The organism is Aestuariivirga sp., assembly GCF_020252395.1.
Classification (GTDB): domain Bacteria; phylum Pseudomonadota; class Alphaproteobacteria; order Rhizobiales; family Aestuariivirgaceae; genus Aestuariivirga.
Genome location: NZ_JADCDB010000006.1, coordinates 68,613 through 86,276 on the forward strand (window position 1 = coordinate 68,613; position 17,664 = coordinate 86,276).

Consider the following 17,664-nt stretch of genomic DNA (forward strand, 5'->3'; position numbering starts at 1 on the left):
CCTAGCTTTCGCTGGGGTGACGGCATCATGGGGCGGTATGCAGCTGATCAAGCTCCGAAAATCCCCTCCAGCTCCCGCCGCATTACGCTGGGGTCAAAATCCAGCCCGGTCCAGTACTTCACCCCGATCACCCCCTGGTTCACCAGCATGCCCAGCCCGTCGATCACGGTGCAGCCCTGGGCCTTGGCATCCCTCAGGAACCTCGTGTCCGGCGGGTCGACGATGACGTCGGCCACCACCATGCCAGGCTTCAGCGAGGCGAGGTCCACATCCAGCGGTTCATTGCCGTCGCCGAGCCCGATCGAGGTGGCGTTGACCACGATGCCGGTACCCTCCGGCACCCGGTAGTGCGTGGGCCATACCACCAGGGTGGCGGGCGCTTTCGTCTTTTCGTTCAACAGCTTCACCAGCGGCTCGGCACGCCCCGCTGAGCGGTTGACGATGGTGAGCGACTTCGCCCCGGCGAGCGCCAGTTCCACGCCGATCGCCCGGGCCGCACCGCCCGCCCCGAACATGACGATGGCCTTGCCCTTCGGGTCCACCACCTCCGTCAGCGACTTGAGGAAGCCCTTGCCGTCGGTGTTCTCGCCGATGAGCTTGCCACCGCGGTTCACCACGCAGTTGACCGCCCCCATGATGGCCGCACTCTCGCCCAGCCCGTCCAAGTGCTGGATCACCGCCACCTTGTGCGGGATTGACAGGTTGAAGCCCTTCCAGCCCATGGCGCGGGCCCCCTTCACGGCGTCTGCCAGCCTGCCGGGCGGCACCTCGCAATTTATGTAGCGCCATTTGAGGCCATGGTGGCGGAAGGCCGCCTCGATCATGGCGACGGTGGGGTTGCCGTTGGAGCCTTCCGAGAAGGAGCCCACCAGTTCGCTCGTGAAATCCCATTTTGCCATTCCGTCCTCCCGTTGTGCCGCAAGCTATCACCTATCGGCGGTCTAGCAATCCTCAAGGCTTTTCCCATATAAGCCCTCTCATGACCCAAGGCGCGCCGCTGCATTTCCGCAAGATGAACGGGCTCGGGAACGACTTCGTCGTTTTCGACGCGCGCCAGCAAGTGATCGCTATGGACGAGGCTAAGGCCCGCGCCATCGCCGACCGCAACACCGGCATCGGCTGCGACCAGCTTATCGTGCTGGAGCCGTCGAAGAAAGCCGACGTCACCATGCGCATCTGGAACAATGAGGGCGGCGAGGTGGAAGCTTGCGGCAATGCCACGCGCTGCATCGCCGACATTCTCTTCGACGAGAAGAAGGCCTCGCGCGCCACCATCGACACCAAGGGCGGCTTCCTCGTCGCCGAAAAGGGCGGGGACCGGCTGGTTACGGTCGACATGGGCGCCCCCCGCTTCGGCTGGCAGGACATTCCGCTGTCGGAGAAGTTCCATGACACGCGCTACATCGACCTGCACGTCGGCCCGGTCGAGGCGCCGCTGATCGACCGTCCTTCCGTGGTGAACGTCGGCAACCCGCACTGCATTTTCTGGGTGAAGGACCTCGACGTCATCGACCTCGCCAAGGTTGGCCCAATGCTGGAGCACCACCCGCTGTTCCCCAAGCGCGCCAACATCACACTGGCCCGCATCGATGACCGCGCCCGCGTGGTCATCAAGGTGTGGGAGCGCGGTGTGGGCCTCACCAAGGCCTGCGGCACGGCCGCCTGCGCGGTGATGGCGGCGGGCTATCGGTTGAAGCGGCTCGACGCCAAGGCGGCCATCACGCTGCCGGGCGGCGATCTCTTCATGGAAATCCGCGAGCGCGACGGGCACGTTATCATGACCGGCCCGGTGGCCTATGAGTTCGAAGGCGATCTTCCGCCACATCTGGCGGTGTGATGATGGGCAAGCCCAGGTTCGTCACCTTCGGTTGCCGCCTCAACACCTATGAGACCGAGGTGATGCGGAAACATGCCGAGGCCGCGGGAGAGTCCAACGCCATCGTGTTCAATACCTGCGCGGTAACGGCGGAGGCCACGCGGCAGGCCAGGCAGGCAATCCGCAAGGCCAGGGCCGAGAACCCCGATGCCGAGATCATCGCAACAGGCTGCGCGGCGCAGACCGACCCCGGCATGTTCGCCAGGATGCCGGAAGTCTCCCGCGTTATGGGAAACGAGGAAAAGCTGACGCTCGCAAACTGGCAGCATGGCGCCAATGCGCGTGTCTCCGTCTCCGACATCATGGAGGTGAAAACTGCCAAGCCGCACCTCGTCGATGGCCTCAAGGAGCGCACCCGGGCCTTCGTGCAGGTGCAGAATGGCTGCGACCACCGCTGCACCTTCTGCATCATTCCCTTTGGCCGCGGCAATTCGCGCTCGCTGCAGGCGGGCGACGTGGTAGAGCAGGTGCGCCGGCTCGTGGGCAGCGGCTATTCGGAAGTGGTGCTGACCGGCGTCGATCTCACCTCTTGGGGGGCCGACCTTGAAGGCGCGCCGAAGCTGGGCAGTCTTGCCAAACGCATTCTGAAGACCGTGCCGGAGCTGAGGCGGCTTCGGCTCTCCTCCATCGACTCGATCGAGGCCGATCCCGAACTCATGGACGTGATCGCGGGCGAGGAGCGGGTGATGCCGCATATCCACCTCTCGCTGCAGTCCGGCGACAACATGATCCTGAGGCGCATGAAGCGCCGCCATGCGCGGGAGGACTCGATTGCCTTCTGCGCGGAACTCCGCGCGCGCCGCCCCGGCATCGTCTTCGGGGCTGACATCATCGCGGGGTTTCCCACCGAGACGGACGAGATGTTCGCGAACTCGCTCGGGATCGTCGATGATTGCGGCCTCACCTATCTCCACGTCTTCCCCTTCTCCCCGCGCCCCGGCACGCCGGCCGCGCGCATGCCGCAGCTCGAGAAGCAGGTGATCAAGGAGCGCGCCGCGCTGCTGCGGGCCAAGGGCGAGCAGCGGCTCGACCGGTTCCTCGCTTCCGAAGTCGGCGCCACGCGGCAGGTTCTCGTCGAGACCGAGGCCATGGGGCGCACCGAGCATTTCGCGCAGGTGAAGTTCTCCTCCCGCATGGCGCCCGGCGCCATCGTCAGGGCGCAGGTCACCGGGCGCGGCCCAACCCATCTCGAGGCTAGGCTCGCCGCATGAGTTTCTTCCGGAAGCTGTTCAACCGCTCCTCGCCGAAGGAGGAGCAGGCCGCGCCGCCTGCTGCCGAGGAGCGCGTCGAGGACCTTGCCGCGGCGATCGGAGCGGATGTTCCGCTCGTTGCCGAAGCCCCTGTGCCCGCCCCCGCACCGGAACCCGAGCCGCAGCCCCAACCCGAGCGCCGCGGCTGGTTCTCGCGGCTGTCGGAAGGCCTGTCCAAGTCCTCGCGCTCGATCACCGGCTCCATCACCTCGATCTTCACCAAGAAGAAGCTCGACAAGGCGACGCTGCAGGAGTTGGAGGACGTGCTGCTGCAGGCCGATCTCGGCCTACCCATGGCGGAGCGCATCGTCGGGCAAGTCTCGTCGGGCCGCTATGACAAGGTGATCGACCCGGAGGAGGTGAAGCGCATCCTCGCCTCCGAGGTCTCGAAGGTCCTGAAGCCCGTCGAGGCGCCGTTCAGCTTCAGCGCGGCGCAGAAGCCTTTCATCATCCTTGTCGTCGGCGTCAATGGCGCGGGCAAGACTACCACCATCGGCAAGCTGGGCGCGATTGCGCGCGGCGAAGGCTACAAAGTGATGTTCGCCGCGTGCGACACGTTCCGCGCGGCGGCCATCGAGCAGCTCAATGTCTGGGGTGGGCGGATCGGGGCCAAGGTCATGTCCAGGCCCACCGGGGCCGATGCCTCGGGGCTTGCCTTCGACGCCATCGCCGAGGCCAGGGCCGATGGCGCCGACATCCTGTTTATCGACACGGCGGGCCGCCTTCAGAACAAACAGTACCTGATGGACGAGCTCGACAAGATCGTGCGTGTCATCAAGAAGCAGGACGAGGGGGCGCCGCATGCGGTGCTCCTCGTGCTCGATGCGACGACCGGGCAGAACGCCATGGCCCAGGCCGAGATCTTCACCAAGGTGGCGGGTGTCACCGGACTCATCATGACCAAGCTCGACGGCACGGCGCGGGGCGGCATCCTGGTGGCCATCGCCGAAAAATTCAAAATTCCGGTCCATGCCATTGGCGTGGGTGAATCGATCGAGGACCTGCAGCCCTTCGACGCCGAAGGCTTCGCGCGCGCCATTGCCGGATTGGAGGAAGCATGAGCTTCACCTCGACACCGAAGATGGGCCAGGGCGCCAAGCTCCTGATCGAGATGGGGCCGCTTGTCTGCTTCTTCATCGCTAACTGGAAGGCCGGCATCTTCTGGGGTACGGGCATCTTCATGGTGGCGACTGCCATTGCACTGACCGCCTCATGGGTGCTCACCCGCAAGCTCGCGATGGTGCCGCTGGTCTCCGCCATCTTCGTCGCCCTCTTCGGCGCCCTCACGCTGTGGCTGCACAGCGAGCTCTTCATCAAGGTGAAGGTCACGCTCATCAATGCGCTGTTCGGCGTGGTGCTGCTGGGGGGCGTGGCCTTCGGGCGAAGCTACCTGAAGCTGATCATGGGCGAGGCGGTGAAGCTGACTGAGGCCGCCTGGCGCACGCTGTCGATCCGCTGGGGCCTGTTCTTCCTGTTCCTCGCGGCGTTGAACGAAGTGGTATGGCGCAACTTCACCACCGACCAGTGGGTGAACTTCAAGGTCTTCGGCCTGCTGCCAATCACCTTGGTCTTCGCCATCGCCAATGCGCCCTTCATGTCGAAGCACATGATCGAGGACGAGAAGGGTTGATCCTTAAGCGTCTTCTCCCGCTGAAGCGGGGAGAGGACGTTCAGGCCGGATTGGAAAATGGCGCGAAGTCCGCAACGCCTTCCACGCTGAGATATTGTTCCAGCGCCCAGGTCACCGAGGGGAAGGCGATCTCCTCCCACGGGATGCCGTCCCAGCCCACCATCATCACCTCGAGGCTTTCGGGGCCTGGCGAAAAGGAAGGCTCCGCCAGATGTGCGAGATACATGATCTGCACCTGCGCGATGCGCGGAATCGTGTAGACGGCGAGCAGGCGGTCGATGACGATCGCCGCATTGGCCTCCTCGCGCGCTTCGCGCATGGCGGCCTGTTCCGCCGTCTCGCCAAGCTCCATGAAGCCCGCGGGCAGGGTCCAGAATCCGGCACGCGGTTCGATGGCGCGGCGGCACAGCATGATCTTGCCGCCATGGCGCACGATGGAACCCGTCACGATCTTCGGGTTCACGTAATTGACGAAGCCGCAGGTGTCGCAGACGTCTCTTTCATGGCTGTCGCCAACGGGAACTTTACGGCGGAAGCCGGGGCTCTGAGTCTGAATGGCCATCGCTTGTCAAGTGTTGAAATCTGTGTGCGGATCATCTTAACTCGATTTTGGGCAAAGAGCATTCACGGATTTTTTCACGCCGCTTTTTGCTTGCAGCGCAAAATCCGAGCCGCTACTTGTTCGCGGCTCCGCTGGGGTGGGTCCCCACGCTGTTGAGCATCGATCAGGCCAGAGATGGCGCAGAGTTTTTCGCGAAGCCGCGGGCAGTGACCTCTGGCACGCGGGGCAGGAGACGGGGCGCATGACAACAACCAAGGATGTGAAGCAGTTCTCGCGTTCGCCATCCCACCTGTTGAAGCGGGCGGCGCAATACTCCAACCTCATCTACATGGGCGAGGTCGGCAAGTCCGGCCTCACGCAACGCCAGTTCACGGTTCTGCTTGCCGTCGATGCCAATGACGGCAAGAGCCAGACCGAGCTCGTGAAGCTCACCGGTATCGACCGTTCGACGCTGGCCGATCTCGTGGCCCGCCTGCTGGCCCAAGGCTATCTCCAGCGCAAGCGCACCAAGGACGACGGCCGCACCAATGCGATCCGCATCACCACGGTGGGCAAGAAGATGCTGAAGATGGCCCAGCCGGGGGCCGACGAGGTGGACAAGCAGCTGCTCTCCCTCATCCCGTCTTCCGACCGCAAGTCCTTCATCGACAATCTGGCCGTGCTCGCCGCCGAGATGGACCGCATCGAGGAAAAGGAACCGGCCAAGCCCGCCCGCAAGATCAAGACCCGCAAGCGGGCCTGATTTCCGAAGCTCACGAGCCGTTTGCCGTCAGCGGCGTCCTGGCCTTCTCGATCTCGCGCGCCATTTCTTGCGCGATCGTCTCCGCGGTGAGCGGGCCTATGTGCTTGTAGCGGATCATGCCCTGGCCATCGACGATGAAGGTTTCGGGCACGCCATAGACGCCGAAGTCGATGGCGGTACGGCCGTCGCGGTCCATGCCGATGGCGGCGAAAGGCTGGCCCAGCGTATTGAGGAACTCCACCGCATTCTGCGGTTCATCCTTGTAGTTCATGCCGAAGAGCTGAATGTCCGGCCGCTTGGCGAGTTCAGCGAGCAGCGGGTGCTCGATGCGGCAGGGCGCGCACCAGGAGGCCCAGACGTTGACGACCGTCACCTTGCCCTTCTTCAGGTCCTCGCCGGCGAAGCCCGGCAAGTTCATGCCGTCAACCGGGTTCAGCACGAAATCCGGAACCGGCTTGTTGATGAGCGCTGAGGGAATCTCATTCGGCGTGCCGGAAAGGCCCTTCCAAAAGAGCGCCGCGAGGGCTGCAAAGAGGATGACCGGCAGCAGCACCAGCCACAGGCGTGAGCGCGTCTCCGGGCTGTCGGTCGTGCTCATGCGCGGGCCTTCTTCCGTTGGGTATCGAGCCGCTCGGCTTCAGCGCGGAGTTTCCTGTCGCGCCCCAGCGTGGTGATGACGAGGCTGGCGAGAAACACGACGCTCAGCGCATAAGAGGCGATGACGAAGCCAATATGGTTGGCGGAAAAATCCATCAGCGGTCTCCGATCTCGGCAATCTGGATCTGGCGGATCTTGCGCGCCGCGATCTCGGCGCGCATGGCGGTGAGGTGCAGTGCCAGGAAAAGGAGGGCGTAGGCCAGGCCCATCACCAGCAGCGGCCACAGCATGGGGCCGGCGATGGTGGGCCCGCCCATGCGGAAGACGCTCGCCGGCTGGTGCAGCGAGTTCCACCAGTCGACCGAGAACTTGACGATGGGGATGTTGATGAAGCCGACGAGCGCCACCACGCGCGCCACCATGGCGGCCCTATGCGGCTCTTCGATCGCCGCCCAGATGGCCATGTAGCCTATATACAGCAGCATGAGGACGAACATGGAGGTGAGGCGCGCGTCCCACACCCACCAGGCGCCCCACATGGGCTTGCCCCAGAGCGAGCCGGTGGCCAGCGACAGGAAGCAGAACACCGCGCCGATGGGGGCGGCGGTCTTGGCGGCAACGTCGGCCAGCGGGTGGCGGAAGATCGCCGCGACGGCGCTGGCCAGCGCCATCACGGTGTAGACGAACAGCGCCATCCAGGCGGCTGGCACATGGACATACATGATGCGCACCGTCTCGCCCTGCTGGTAGTCGGGTGGAGCTGTAACCAGTGCGCCATAGAGGCCGACGGCGAAGAGCGCCACGGTGATCGCCCACACATAGGGCAGCACCGCATTGGCGATCCTCAGGAAACGGGTGGGATTGGCAAGGAACTGCATGATGCTGCTTATTTAATGCGCGCCGGTCACTTGAGATAGGACCTCAGTGCCGCAGCCGAGGCAAGGGGGGAAACCACGAGGCCGGCCAGTGCGATGGCCACCAGGATCAAGAGCGAGGCCGCGGTGAGGCCGGGTGCAGCATTGGGCTGGCTCGCGGAGAGCCCGAAGATCAGGACCGGCACATAGAGTGGCAGCACAAGGATCGAGACGAGCAGCCCGCCGCGCCGCAACCCTACCGTGACGGCAGCGCCAATCGAGGCGATGAGCGAGAGCGCGATGGAGCCCACCACCATGGCGATGGCCAGCGGCAGGATGGCCGCCGGTTCGAGATTGACGAGGAAGCCAAGGATGGGTGCGGCGATTGCCAGCGGCAGGCTGGTCGACAGCCAGTGCGCCACGGATTTGGCAAGCGCCACGATCTCGAAGGGCACCGGCCCCATGGTCATGACGTCAAGCGAGCCGTCCTCATAGTCTTGCTGGTAGATGCGGTCGGCCGAGAGCAGCACGGAGAGGAGAAGCGAGATCCACAGCGCGCCGGGTGCGATGCGGGCGAGCAGCGCCTGGTCCGGCCCGATGCCGATGGGAAGCAGCACCACCACGCAGAGGAAGAAGCCCAGTGCCGTGCCGGCGCCACCGCCCTGCCGCAGCGTGAGTGTGAGGTCGCGCTTGATGAGGGCGAGGATAAGATTCATGCCGCTGCCCCAAGGTCGAGGCGCACATCAGGCTCGCGGCCCAGCGGCACATGGGTGGCGGCGATGATCATGCCGCCCTGGTCGAGTTGCTTCGCCATGACAGTCACGAGGCGGGCGAGCGATGAGGTGTCGAGTCCCACCGTCGGCTCGTCGAGCAGCCACAGCACGCGCGGCACGAGCACGAGGCGAGCCAGTGCAAGCCGGCGCTTCTGTCCGGCAGAGAGCAGGCCTGCCGGATAGGCGGAGAGGCGCGAGAGATCGAAGGCTTCGAGCGCCTCGTCGACGTCGCCGCCGCCGAAGAAGTCGCGCCAGAAGGCCAAGTTCTCGAAGACGCTCAAGGCGCCCTTCACCGGCTCCTGGTGCGCCACGTAATGCGCCTGCTGGCCGAGGGTGAGATCTTCGGATCCGCCGGCGAGGGTTACGGAGCCGGTCTGGGACTCGTTGAGGCCTGCGATGAGGCGCAGCAGGGAGGACTTGCCGGAGCCGTTGGGCCCCGTCAGCTGCATCAGCCGACCGGGCCGCAAGGACAGCGATAAGTCACGGAAGACGATGCGTCCGCCGCGTTCGCAGGTCAGGCCCTGGGCGTTGAGTTCCATCCACCCTTGTTCCGAAATGAAGAAGCCCGCGTCAAGCGCGGGCTTCTGACGTGCCGGAACGAGGCTTTGCCTCAGATCATGTACTGGCCGCCATTGGCGGAAATAGTCGAGCCGGTGATGAAGCCCGCATCATCCGAGGCGAGGAACACCACGGCGCGGGCGATTTCCTCCGGCTCGCCGAGGCGGCCGACCGGGATCAGCGGCAGGATGCGCTTTTCGCGAACGTCCTGCGCGATGGCCATGACCATTTCGGTGGCGATATAGCCCGGGCAGATCGCATTGACGGTGATGCCCTTGGCGGCCCCTTCCTGGGCCAGCGCCTTGACGAAGCCCAGGTCGCCTGCCTTGGCGGCGGAATAATTGGCCTGGCCCATCTGGCCCTTCTGGCCGTTGATCGAAGAGATGCAGATGACACGGCCAAAGCTCCGGTCACGCATGCCGCCCCAGATCGGCTGGGTCATGTTGAACAGCGAGTTCAGGTTGGTGTTGATCACCTCGTTCCACTGCTGGGCGGTCATCTTGTGGAACATGGCGTCACGGGTGATGCCGGCATTGTTGACCAGCACCTCGACCGGACCCAGATCGGCCTCGACCTGCTTCAGGCCGGCCACACAGGCCTCATAGTGCGAGACGTCCCACTTGTAGACGGGAATGCCCGTCTCGGCCTTGAACTTGGCCGCGGCCTCGTCATTGCCGGCATAATTGGCGGCCACCTTGTAGCCTGCCGCCTTCAGCGCCTTCGAAATCGCCGCCCCGATGCCACGGCTGCCGCCGGTCACCACTGCCACCCGTCCCATGGTATTCTCCTCGGTGATTATCATTTGTGTTGCCCTCCCCCTTGTGGGGAGGGGAAGATCAGGTTAGCGCTCGACGCACATGGCGATGCCCATACCGCCGCCGATACACAGCGTGGCGAGGCCCTTCTTGGCGTTGCGGCGCTGCATCTCGAAGAGCAGCGTGTTCAGCACGCGCGCTCCGGAGGCGCCCACCGGATGACCGATGGCGATGGCGCCGCCGTTGACGTTCACGATGTCGGGGTTCCAGCCCATGTCCTTGTTGACGGCGCAGGCCTGCGCCGCGAAGGCCTCGTTGGCCTCCACGAGGTCGAGGTCCTGGACGTTCCAGCCGGCCTTCTTGAGCGCGGCGCGTGACGCGGGAATGGGGCCCGAGCCCATGATCGCCGGATCGACACCGACCGATGCCCACGAAGCGATGCGGGCAAGCGGCTTGAGGCCGCGGCGGTTGGCTTCGGCCTCGCTCATCAGCAGCACGACGGCCGCGCCGTCATTGATTCCGGAAGCATTGGCGGCGGTCACCGAGCCGTCCTTGGCGAAGGCCGGCTTCAGCTTCTGCACGCCCTCGAGGGTCACACCCTTCTTGATGTATTCGTCCTGGTCCACCACCACGTCGCCCTTGCGGGTGGAGATGGTCACGGGGGTGATCTCGTCCTTGAACTTGGCCGAGCCTTGAGCGGCCTCGGCCTTGTTCTGGCTCTTCACCGCGAACTCGTCCTGCATGTCGCGGGTGATCTGCCACTGCCTGGCGACGTTCTCGGCGGTGGTTCCCATGTGATAGCCGTGGAAGGCATCCCACAACCCGTCCTTGATCATGGTGTCGACCATGGAATAGTCGCCCATCTTCACGCCCTCGCGCAGATAGGCGGCGTGCGGCGCGCGGCTCATCGATTCCTGGCCGCCCGCGGCGACGATCTTGGCATCGCCCGACAGGATCTGCTGCATGCCCAGCGCTACCGCGCGGAGGCCTGATCCGCAAAGCTGGTTCATGCCCCAGGCCGGCGTCTCCTTGGGGATGCCGGCATTGATCGAGGCCTGGCGGGCGGGGTTCTGGCCCTGCGCGGCGGTGAGGATTTGGCCGAGGATCACCTCGTCCACTTCCGCCGCCTCCACTTTGGCGCGCTCCATCGCGGCCTTCAGGGCGACGGTGCCCAGATAGGAGGCCGGAACGCTGGACAGCGAACCGTTGAAGGAACCAACCGGCGTGCGCGCGGCCGATACGATGACAATCCCATTTCCATTTGCGGCCATGAATGCCTCCTTGCTTACTTTGACGTGGGTTATGCCCTCCATATCACCCTTTGTGCAATGCGACATAGGTCGCGAATGTGGCAATGCGGAAATATTTTTTGCGCTTGCAATTGTGCAGTGCGGAGAGCAAGGTTTTGCGACGGGAGAGGCTAGCAGAGACCGGTGAAACGGCATGGGCCAGACGGATTCAGGAGGAGTTCCGGTGAGCGAAGAAAAAGCAGCGCCGCAAGGCGCCGTGGTCATCAAGAAATACGCCAACCGGCGGCTTTACAATACATCCACCTCGACCTATGTCACCCTCGACGACCTCTCCACAATGGTCAAGTCGGGCACCGATTTCCTAGTCTATGACGCAAAGACGGGCGAGGACATCACCCGCTCGGTGCTGACCCAGATCATCTTCGAGGAAGAGAACAAGGGCACCAACCTGCTGCCCATCAACTTCCTGCGCCAGCTTATCCGTTTCTATGGAGACTCGATGCAGGCCTTCGTGCCGGGCTTCCTTGAATTCTCGCTCGAAAACCTAGGCAAGGAGCAGGAAAAACTGCGCGCCCAGATGCTGGAGGCTTGGGGCGGCGGCGATGCCTTCAAGTCGATGCAGGACCATGCCCAGCGCAACATGACCATGTTCAGCGAGGCGATGAAGGTGTTCAACCCCTTCGCTGCCATGGGGGGCGCGGTTCCGGGCGCTCCGGCTCCCGGCAAGCCGCAGCAGCCTGGTTCGGCGGGTGGCTCCCGGGATGACCTGCAGGCACTGAAGGACCAGCTTGCCGCAATGCAGCAAAAGCTCGACACCCTCGCCAGCAAATAGTTGCGGCTCAGCGCGCCCTGCGTCTTGCCGCGGTATCGCTGACGAGGTCGGCGAAGCTCGGCTCCGCCGGGCGCAAGGGTTCCTCGCGGCCGGGGAAGGCGCGGTCGAGAAGCGTGATGGCGCGCCTCAGCTTGGCGAGTTCGCCCTCGAGGTCCTTCTCGAAGCCGGCAATGGTGAGGCGCGCGTCCGGCACCTCCTCCGGCCAGGGCGGGCTCAGTTCCGCCATGCCGAAGAGCCGGCCCTGCATCAGGTCCACGCCCCAGCGGCGCAGCAGCAGCGCGTCCTCCTCGGTCTCCACCCATTCGGCCACCGTCTTGATGCCGAAGGTGCGGGCGAGATCGATGAGTGCGCGCACATAGTACTGGTTCTCGTCGTTGAGCGAGAGATCGCGGCAGAAGGTGCCGTCGAGCTTCAGGTATTCGACGGGGAGCGCCCTCAGACTGCGGAAACTGGTAAAACCCGCGCCGAAATCGTCGATCGCCACGCGGCAGCCCAGAAAGCGCAACTCCTCGACGAAACGGATCACGTGGCTCAGGTCGCCCAACGCCACGGTCTCGGTGATCTCGACGACCAAGCGGTTCGCCACCTCGCGGTTCCTGGCGATGACCGACACGATCTCGGGGTACCAGCGCGGGTCAGTTGCCGTGGCGCCGGACATGTTGAGCGAAATCGCCGCCGCCGGGTGCCGCACGAGCATGTCCACCGCCATCTCCGCCACCGCCTTGTCGATGAGGCGGACGAGGCCCAGCGTCTCCGCCACGGGGATCAGGTGTCCGGCTGGCACGATGCGGCCATCGTCGCTCGTCATGCGCAGCAACGCTTCGTGAAACGCCGCTTCGCCGGTTTGTCCATCGACCACGGGCTGGTAGGCCAGCTGGAAGCGGTTCTCCTTCAGGCAGCGGATGATCTCGGCGGCATGGCGCGCATTATCGCTGCGCTCGCTGCGGCGCTGCTCGGAGGGTTCGTAGATCACGACATCGCCGGCCGGCTGCTTTCTCGCCTGGGTGAGGGCCTCTTCGGCCCGCGCAATGGCCATGGCGGGGCCGACGGCATGCTGCGGCGTCACCACGGCGCCGACGGACAACAGCGCCCAGATCGGCCCGTGCGCGGTTTCGATCATGCTCTCGCGCGCCGTGCCAAGGAAGCGTTCGGCCGCGACGGCCAGGTCCTCGCGGCTGCAATTGTTGAGCACGATGCCGAACTTGGAGCCTGAATAGCGCGCCACGGCATCGCCCGTTCGGGCGACGCGGGCAAGCCGCTTGCCCACCGCAAGGATCACCTCGTCCGCCACCTCGAAGCCATAGGCCTCGTTGACGGCCGCGAGATTGGTGATGGCGATGACGAGGAAAGAGCAGGCGGAGCTCTCGCGCTCGGCCGCCGCCATGGAGCCGCCCAGCGACTCCATCATGCGGCCGCGGTTCATCAGGCCGGTGAGGGCATCGCAATGGCCGAGGTAGCTCAGCTGCTGGTCCTGCCGGTGGCGCTCGTCGATCCGCCGCAGCGTGCCGAAGACATGGGCCGGCCGGCCGTCGAGGCCCGCGTGCCAGCGGCCCTGGTCTTCCAGCCACAGGCTGGCCCGCCCGGTGCGCCCGTGCGGCATGAAGCGGTATTCGATGCGGAAGGACACGCCGCCGCCGGAGTCCTGCTCGCCGCCGCGCATCACAGTGTCATAGCGGCTGGTGAGATTGTCGGGGTCGAGCAGTGCTGCGAACTGCCGGCCGGTGGCCACCGTTTCGGGGTCGCAGCCCAGCACCTCCACCGCCCAGGGCGACCAGGAGATCACATCCTGCGCAATGTCCCAGTGATAGGCCGCCAGCCCCGAATCTGCCGCCGCACGGTCCATCAGCCCGGAAAAATCGCCCACGATGCTCTGTCCCTCCAAGATTCGAGGTTGCCAGTCTAAGGTAGAGACAGAAAGCAATTCTTAACGACGAGCGGCAGTTTTGGGCCCGGCGCCGCCCTCTGTGCCGTCATGCCAGCGAAAGCTGGCACCCAGCTTTCTTCCCCCGTCTTCTCCCGTGGCAAGCGCCCAAAGCTCAGGCCCAGCTTTCGCTGGGGTGCCGACATCGGAGGAATCGGAAGCGGGAGCGGGAGAAGACGCCACGTCTCAATATCCCAGCGCAAACCCATCCTTGCGCGGGTCGGAGCCGCCGACCAGCACGCCGTTCCGGCGGTCGATGGCGATGGCCTGGCCGCCGCCCAGGGGTCCGGGCGGCGAGGTCAGCGCGTGGCCCTTTTCGATCAAGCCTTCCTTCACATGGGCTGGAACTGTGCTCTCCACCTGCACCTGGCCCGCCTTGGGGAAGTAGCGGGCCCAGTCGATCGCCTCCTGCGGGTCCATGCCATAAACGTAGCGATTCACGGCGACTGTCATGTGGCCCATGGGCTGGTAGTCGCCGCCCATCACGCCATAGCTCATATCGACCAGACCATCCTTCTTCACCATGGCGGGGATGATGGTGTGGAGCGGGCGCTTACGCGGCCCGATGCAGTTGGGGTGGGAGGGCGTCGTCACGAAGCAGGCGCCGCGGTTCTGGAGCGCGATCCCCGTCCTTGGCGTCACCACGCAGGAGCCGAAGCCGTCATAGACCGAGTTGATGAAGGAGACAGCGAGGCGCTTCCCGTCAACCACCGAGAGACAGACCGTGCCGGAGTTGCGCATGACGGTGTCGATGTTCAGCGCCCGGTTCATGTCGATCATCGCCGCAAGCTTCTGCGCGGTTCCGGGCGAGAGCAGTTCGTCCACCGGCGCCTCGTGGAAGGCGGGGTCGGCGATGTGGCGGTTCCTCAGTTCCCAGGCGAGTTTCATCGCCTCGATCTCGAGGTGGTGGCGCTCGACGGAGTCGGGCGCGAAGCGGCGCAGCCCGAACTGCGAGAGGATATTGAGCGCGATGAGGGCCGTGAGGCCCTGCCCCGAGGGCGGGATCTCCAGCACCTCGTGGCCGGCGAATTCGGTGGAGATGGGCTTCACCCAGGTCGATTCATGCGCCGCAAGATCCTCCATGGTGAGGAGCGAGCCCTTGGCGCGTACGGTGGCCACGATGTCCTCCGCGATGGCGCCTTTGTAGAAGGCGTCACGGCCCTCCTTGCCGATGAGGCGCATGCTCTGGGCGAGGGCAGGGTAGCGCATGACCTCGCCCACCTCCGGCGTGCGGCCATCCTTCAGGCAGTGCATCCGGCCGCCTTCATCGGCTTCGAGCAAGGGTGTGTCCTCCGGCCAGTCCCGGGCGACGCGGGGTGTGACGGGCACGCCCTCCTCGGCCAGCCGGATGGCGGGTTTGAGCGCCTCGGCCAGATCCATGGTGCCGAATTTCTTTAGCAGCTGATCCCAGCCGTCGATGGCGCCCGGCACGGTGATGGCATGGATGGAGCGGAGCGCAATCCCGGTGAGACCCGAGGCCTTGAGCCAGTCCGCGTCCGCCGCTAGGCCAGACCGGCCTGAGGCGTTGAGACCCGAGACCTTGCCGTCCGGCGTGCCGACGAGCGCGAAGCAGTCGCCGCCCACCCCGGTCATGGCGGGTTCCACCACGCACAGCACGGCAGAGGCCACAACCGCCGCATCCGCCGCATTGCCGCCCGCCCGCAGGGTGTCGATGGCGGCGAGAGTCGCGAGCGGGGCGGAGGTGGCGGCCATGCCGTTTGTGCCGTAGGCTGCCGAACGGCCGGGGCGTTCAAAATTGCGCATGCGTCATGATCCTGAAACCGAAGGACGCTGGAAGAAAACTCCGGGAAGCGTCGCAAAAGGCATCGCATGGCAGGAAAGCCTGTAGCAAGACACGGCTTCACATGACTGCCGCGCCTCCGGTTCAGGCTTCCGGCCTGTTTCCGAAGTCCCCGCGGGGCTGGCAAAAAGACAATCGACATTTCCCTGCAGTAATGTATTTTTACTGTTGGGAAATCTCATCCACACAAGGGAACTGCACGAATGGCCACGGTGAAGAGCGATATCGAAATTGCCCGCGAGGCGAAAATGAAGCCGATCATGGAGATCGGCAAGGGCCTCGGCATCCCCGAGAAGGACCTGATCCCCTATGGCCACACCAAGGCCAAGGTGGCGCTCTCCTACATCGACCGCCTGTCGTCGAAGCCGGACGGCAAGCTCATCCTCGTCACCGCCATCAACCCCACCCCCGCCGGCGAAGGCAAGACCACCACCACGGTGGGCCTCGGCGACGGCCTCAACCGCATCGGCAAGAAGGCCATGGTGGCGCTGCGCGAACCCTCGCTCGGCCCCTGCTTCGGCATGAAGGGCGGTGCGGCCGGCGGCGGCTATGCCCAGATCGTGCCGATGGAAGACATCAACCTGCACTTCACGGGGGATTTCCACGCCATCACCTCGGCGCACAATCTGCTCTCCGCGATGATCGACAACCACATCTACTGGGGCAATGAGCTGGGGATCGACACCCGCCGCGTCGCCTGGCGCCGCGTCATGGACATGAACGACCGCGCGTTGCGCGAGATCGTCTGCTCGCTGGGCGGCGTTGCCAACGGCTATCCGCGGGAAGCTGGCTTCGACATCACCGTCGCCTCCGAGATCATGGCCATCCTCTGCCTCGCGACCTCGATCGCCGACCTCGAGCGCCGCATCGGCCAGATCGTCATCGGCTACAAGAAGGACAAGTCGCCGGTGCTGGCGAAGGACCTCAAGGCGCCGGGCGCCATGGTGGTGCTGCTGAAGGACGCGCTGCAGCCCAACCTCGTCCAGACGCTCGAGAACAACCCGGCCTTTGTGCATGGCGGGCCCTTCGCCAACATCGCCCATGGCTGCAACTCGGTGATGGCCACCCGGTCGGCCTTGAAGCTAGCCGACTATGTGGTCACCGAAGCGGGCTTCGGCGCCGACCTGGGCGCGGAAAAGTTCTTCGACATCAAATGCCGCAAGGCGGGCCTTGCGCCCTCGGCCACCGTCATCGTGGCAACCGTCCGTGCACTGAAGATGCATGGTGGCGCCGCCAAGGACGAGCTTAAAGTCGAGAACGTCGAGGTGCTCAAGAAGGGTCTCGCCAACCTCGGCCGCCATATCGAGAACGTGAAGAAGTTCGGCGTGCCGATCGCGGTTGCCATCAACCACTTCGTCTCGGACACCGATGCCGAGATCCAGGCGGTGATCGACTATTGCAAGACTCACGGCGTCGAGGCCTTCCGCTGCACCCACTGGGCCGAAGGCGGCAAAGGCGCCGAGGCGCTCGCGAAGCACGTGGCCGAACTCGCCGACAAGAAGGCTGCGCAGTTCAAGCCGCTCTACGAGGACGGTGCGAGCCTGTTCGACAAGGTCAAGACCATCGCCCGCGAGGTCTACCGGGCGGATGACGTCGTCGCCGACAAATCGGTGCGCGACCAGCTCAAGGCCTGGGAAGCGGCGGGCTACGGCAAGTTCCCGATCTGCATGGCCAAGACGCAATACTCCTTCTCGACCGATCCGAACCTGAAAGGAGCCCCCACCAATCACGTGCTCCCCGTGCGCGAAGTGCGCCTGTCGGCGGGTGCCGAGTTCATCGTGGTCATCTGCGGCGACATCATGACCATGCCGGGCCTGCCCAAAATCCCCTCAGCCGAGGTCATCGGGCTCGATGACAAGGGCCAGATCGCAGGGCTGTTCTGACCTTGATCGATTTCAATCGATGGAGAACCCATGATGCGCTGATTTGTCTCACCTACTAGATATTGACGCCCTGAAGAATCCTTCGGCAGTTCAGAATCTTTTAGGGTGACGGAAAACCCAATGGTTCTAAGCCCTTAGGCATGCGGTCTGAATCTAGACGTCACTGATGTGGTTGTACGTTACCATTTCGTATTCACTAACGTGACGGAAGAGTAAGCTTGAGACAGCCTAACAGAACTACTAGAGCATTTTCACGCTTAGCGGAATCGCGGATTTTCTTAGGGCCTGTTTGGTGATTCAGTGTTCATGTTGATTCGGCATGGAGACCTGCGATGGGAGTTGCCTATTCTCAAGATCTGCGTGAACGTGTTCTGAGCGTC

Annotated in this window: 18 protein-coding genes; 7 read left to right on the forward strand and 11 right to left on the reverse strand. The window is 64.5% G+C overall.

Annotated elements, in window-relative coordinates; genetic code table 11:
• Nucleotides 1–47: 47 nt before the first annotated feature.
• A complete protein-coding gene (gene aroE, locus IOC82_RS04975; RefSeq protein WP_290545073.1) occupies nucleotides 48–899 on the reverse strand; it encodes a shikimate dehydrogenase in 852 nt (283 codons plus the stop codon).
• An 80-nt stretch (nucleotides 900–979) separates the two neighbouring features.
• On the opposite strand from aroE, the gene dapF reads away from it, so the two are divergent.
• Genes dapF through IOC82_RS04995 form a run of 4 tightly spaced genes read left to right on the forward strand, consistent with a single transcriptional unit; the run spans nucleotide 980 to nucleotide 4,756 of the window.
• Nucleotides 980–1,837 (forward strand): diaminopimelate epimerase, encoded by an 858-nt coding sequence (gene dapF / locus IOC82_RS04980; protein ID WP_290545074.1) that lies wholly within the window; start codon nucleotides 980–982, stop codon nucleotides 1,835–1,837.
• Nucleotides 1,837–3,087, forward strand: a complete 1,251-nt coding sequence (gene mtaB, locus IOC82_RS04985) for a tRNA (N(6)-L-threonylcarbamoyladenosine(37)-C(2))-methylthiotransferase MtaB (RefSeq protein ID WP_290545075.1) — start codon at nucleotides 1,837–1,839, stop codon at nucleotides 3,085–3,087. The genes dapF and mtaB overlap by 1 nt, the downstream gene beginning before the upstream one ends.
• Nucleotides 3,084–4,187, forward strand: a complete 1,104-nt coding sequence (gene ftsY / locus IOC82_RS04990) for a signal recognition particle-docking protein FtsY (RefSeq protein ID WP_290545076.1) — start codon at nucleotides 3,084–3,086, stop codon at nucleotides 4,185–4,187. Before mtaB ends, ftsY begins: the two co-directional genes overlap by 4 nt.
• Nucleotides 4,184–4,756, forward strand: a complete 573-nt coding sequence (locus IOC82_RS04995; RefSeq protein ID WP_290545077.1) for a septation protein A — start codon at nucleotides 4,184–4,186, stop codon at nucleotides 4,754–4,756. Before ftsY ends, IOC82_RS04995 begins: the two co-directional genes overlap by 4 nt.
• Before the next feature lie 40 nt (nucleotides 4,757–4,796).
• Here the strand turns inward: IOC82_RS04995 and IOC82_RS05000 are convergent, their stop codons facing one another.
• Nucleotides 4,797–5,318 (reverse strand): NUDIX hydrolase, encoded by a 522-nt coding sequence (locus IOC82_RS05000; RefSeq protein WP_290545078.1) that lies wholly within the window; start codon nucleotides 5,316–5,318, stop codon nucleotides 4,797–4,799.
• Nucleotides 5,319–5,559: 241 nt separating this feature from the next.
• On the opposite strand from IOC82_RS05000, the gene IOC82_RS05005 reads away from it, so the two are divergent.
• Nucleotides 5,560–6,060 (forward strand): MarR family winged helix-turn-helix transcriptional regulator, encoded by a 501-nt coding sequence (locus IOC82_RS05005; protein WP_290545079.1) that lies wholly within the window; start codon nucleotides 5,560–5,562, stop codon nucleotides 6,058–6,060.
• Between the two features lie 10 nt (nucleotides 6,061–6,070).
• On the opposite strand, the gene IOC82_RS05010 is transcribed toward IOC82_RS05005, so the two are convergent.
• The 7 genes from IOC82_RS05010 to IOC82_RS05040 form a co-directional block, all read right to left on the reverse strand.
• Nucleotides 6,071–6,658: a DsbE family thiol:disulfide interchange protein gene (locus IOC82_RS05010; RefSeq protein WP_290545080.1), complete on the reverse strand. Its 588-nt coding sequence runs from the start codon at nucleotides 6,656–6,658 to the stop codon at nucleotides 6,071–6,073.
• Nucleotides 6,655–6,813: a heme exporter protein CcmD gene (gene ccmD, locus IOC82_RS05015; RefSeq protein WP_290545081.1), complete on the reverse strand. Its 159-nt coding sequence runs from the start codon at nucleotides 6,811–6,813 to the stop codon at nucleotides 6,655–6,657. Before ccmD ends, IOC82_RS05010 begins: the two co-directional genes overlap by 4 nt.
• On the reverse strand, nucleotides 6,813–7,535 hold the full coding sequence (locus tag IOC82_RS05020) for a heme ABC transporter permease (protein WP_290545082.1): 723 nt from the start codon (nucleotides 7,533–7,535) through the stop codon (nucleotides 6,813–6,815). Before IOC82_RS05020 ends, ccmD begins: the two co-directional genes overlap by 1 nt.
• A 26-nt stretch (nucleotides 7,536–7,561) precedes the next feature.
• Nucleotides 7,562–8,227, reverse strand: a complete 666-nt coding sequence (ccmB, locus tag IOC82_RS05025; RefSeq protein ID WP_290545083.1) for a heme exporter protein CcmB — start codon at nucleotides 8,225–8,227, stop codon at nucleotides 7,562–7,564.
• Nucleotides 8,224–8,823, reverse strand: a complete 600-nt coding sequence (gene ccmA, locus IOC82_RS05030; RefSeq protein ID WP_290545084.1) for a heme ABC exporter ATP-binding protein CcmA — start codon at nucleotides 8,821–8,823, stop codon at nucleotides 8,224–8,226. The genes ccmB and ccmA overlap by 4 nt, the downstream gene beginning before the upstream one ends.
• Nucleotides 8,824–8,894: 71 nt before the next feature.
• Complete coding sequence (gene phbB / locus IOC82_RS05035) at nucleotides 8,895–9,620, reverse strand: acetoacetyl-CoA reductase (protein ID WP_290545085.1); 726 nt, start codon at nucleotides 9,618–9,620, stop codon at nucleotides 8,895–8,897.
• 63 nt (nucleotides 9,621–9,683) lie between these two features.
• Entirely contained in the window at nucleotides 9,684–10,868 is a 1,185-nt protein-coding gene (locus IOC82_RS05040) for an acetyl-CoA C-acetyltransferase (protein WP_290545086.1), read from the reverse strand.
• A 202-nt stretch (nucleotides 10,869–11,070) separates the two neighbouring features.
• Here IOC82_RS05040 and phaR point away from each other — a divergent pair, with 202 nt between their 5' ends.
• On the forward strand, nucleotides 11,071–11,679 hold the full coding sequence (gene phaR / locus IOC82_RS05045; RefSeq protein WP_290545087.1) for a polyhydroxyalkanoate synthesis repressor PhaR: 609 nt from the start codon (nucleotides 11,071–11,073) through the stop codon (nucleotides 11,677–11,679).
• Nucleotides 11,680–11,686: 7 nt separating this feature from the next.
• Here the strand turns inward: phaR and IOC82_RS05050 are convergent, their stop codons facing one another.
• A complete protein-coding gene (locus tag IOC82_RS05050; protein ID WP_290545088.1) occupies nucleotides 11,687–13,543 on the reverse strand; it encodes an EAL domain-containing protein in 1,857 nt (618 codons plus the stop codon).
• 243 nt (nucleotides 13,544–13,786) lie between these two features.
• Nucleotides 13,787–15,364, reverse strand: coding sequence for a gamma-glutamyltransferase family protein (locus IOC82_RS05055; RefSeq protein ID WP_290545089.1), 1,578 nt, complete (start codon nucleotides 15,362–15,364; stop codon nucleotides 13,787–13,789).
• Nucleotides 15,365–15,604: 240 nt separating this feature from the next.
• On the opposite strand from IOC82_RS05055, the gene IOC82_RS05060 reads away from it, so the two are divergent.
• Nucleotides 15,605–17,284 (forward strand): formate--tetrahydrofolate ligase, encoded by a 1,680-nt coding sequence (locus tag IOC82_RS05060; RefSeq protein ID WP_290545090.1) that lies wholly within the window; start codon nucleotides 15,605–15,607, stop codon nucleotides 17,282–17,284.
• The last annotated feature ends 380 nt before the right edge of the window (nucleotides 17,285–17,664 follow it).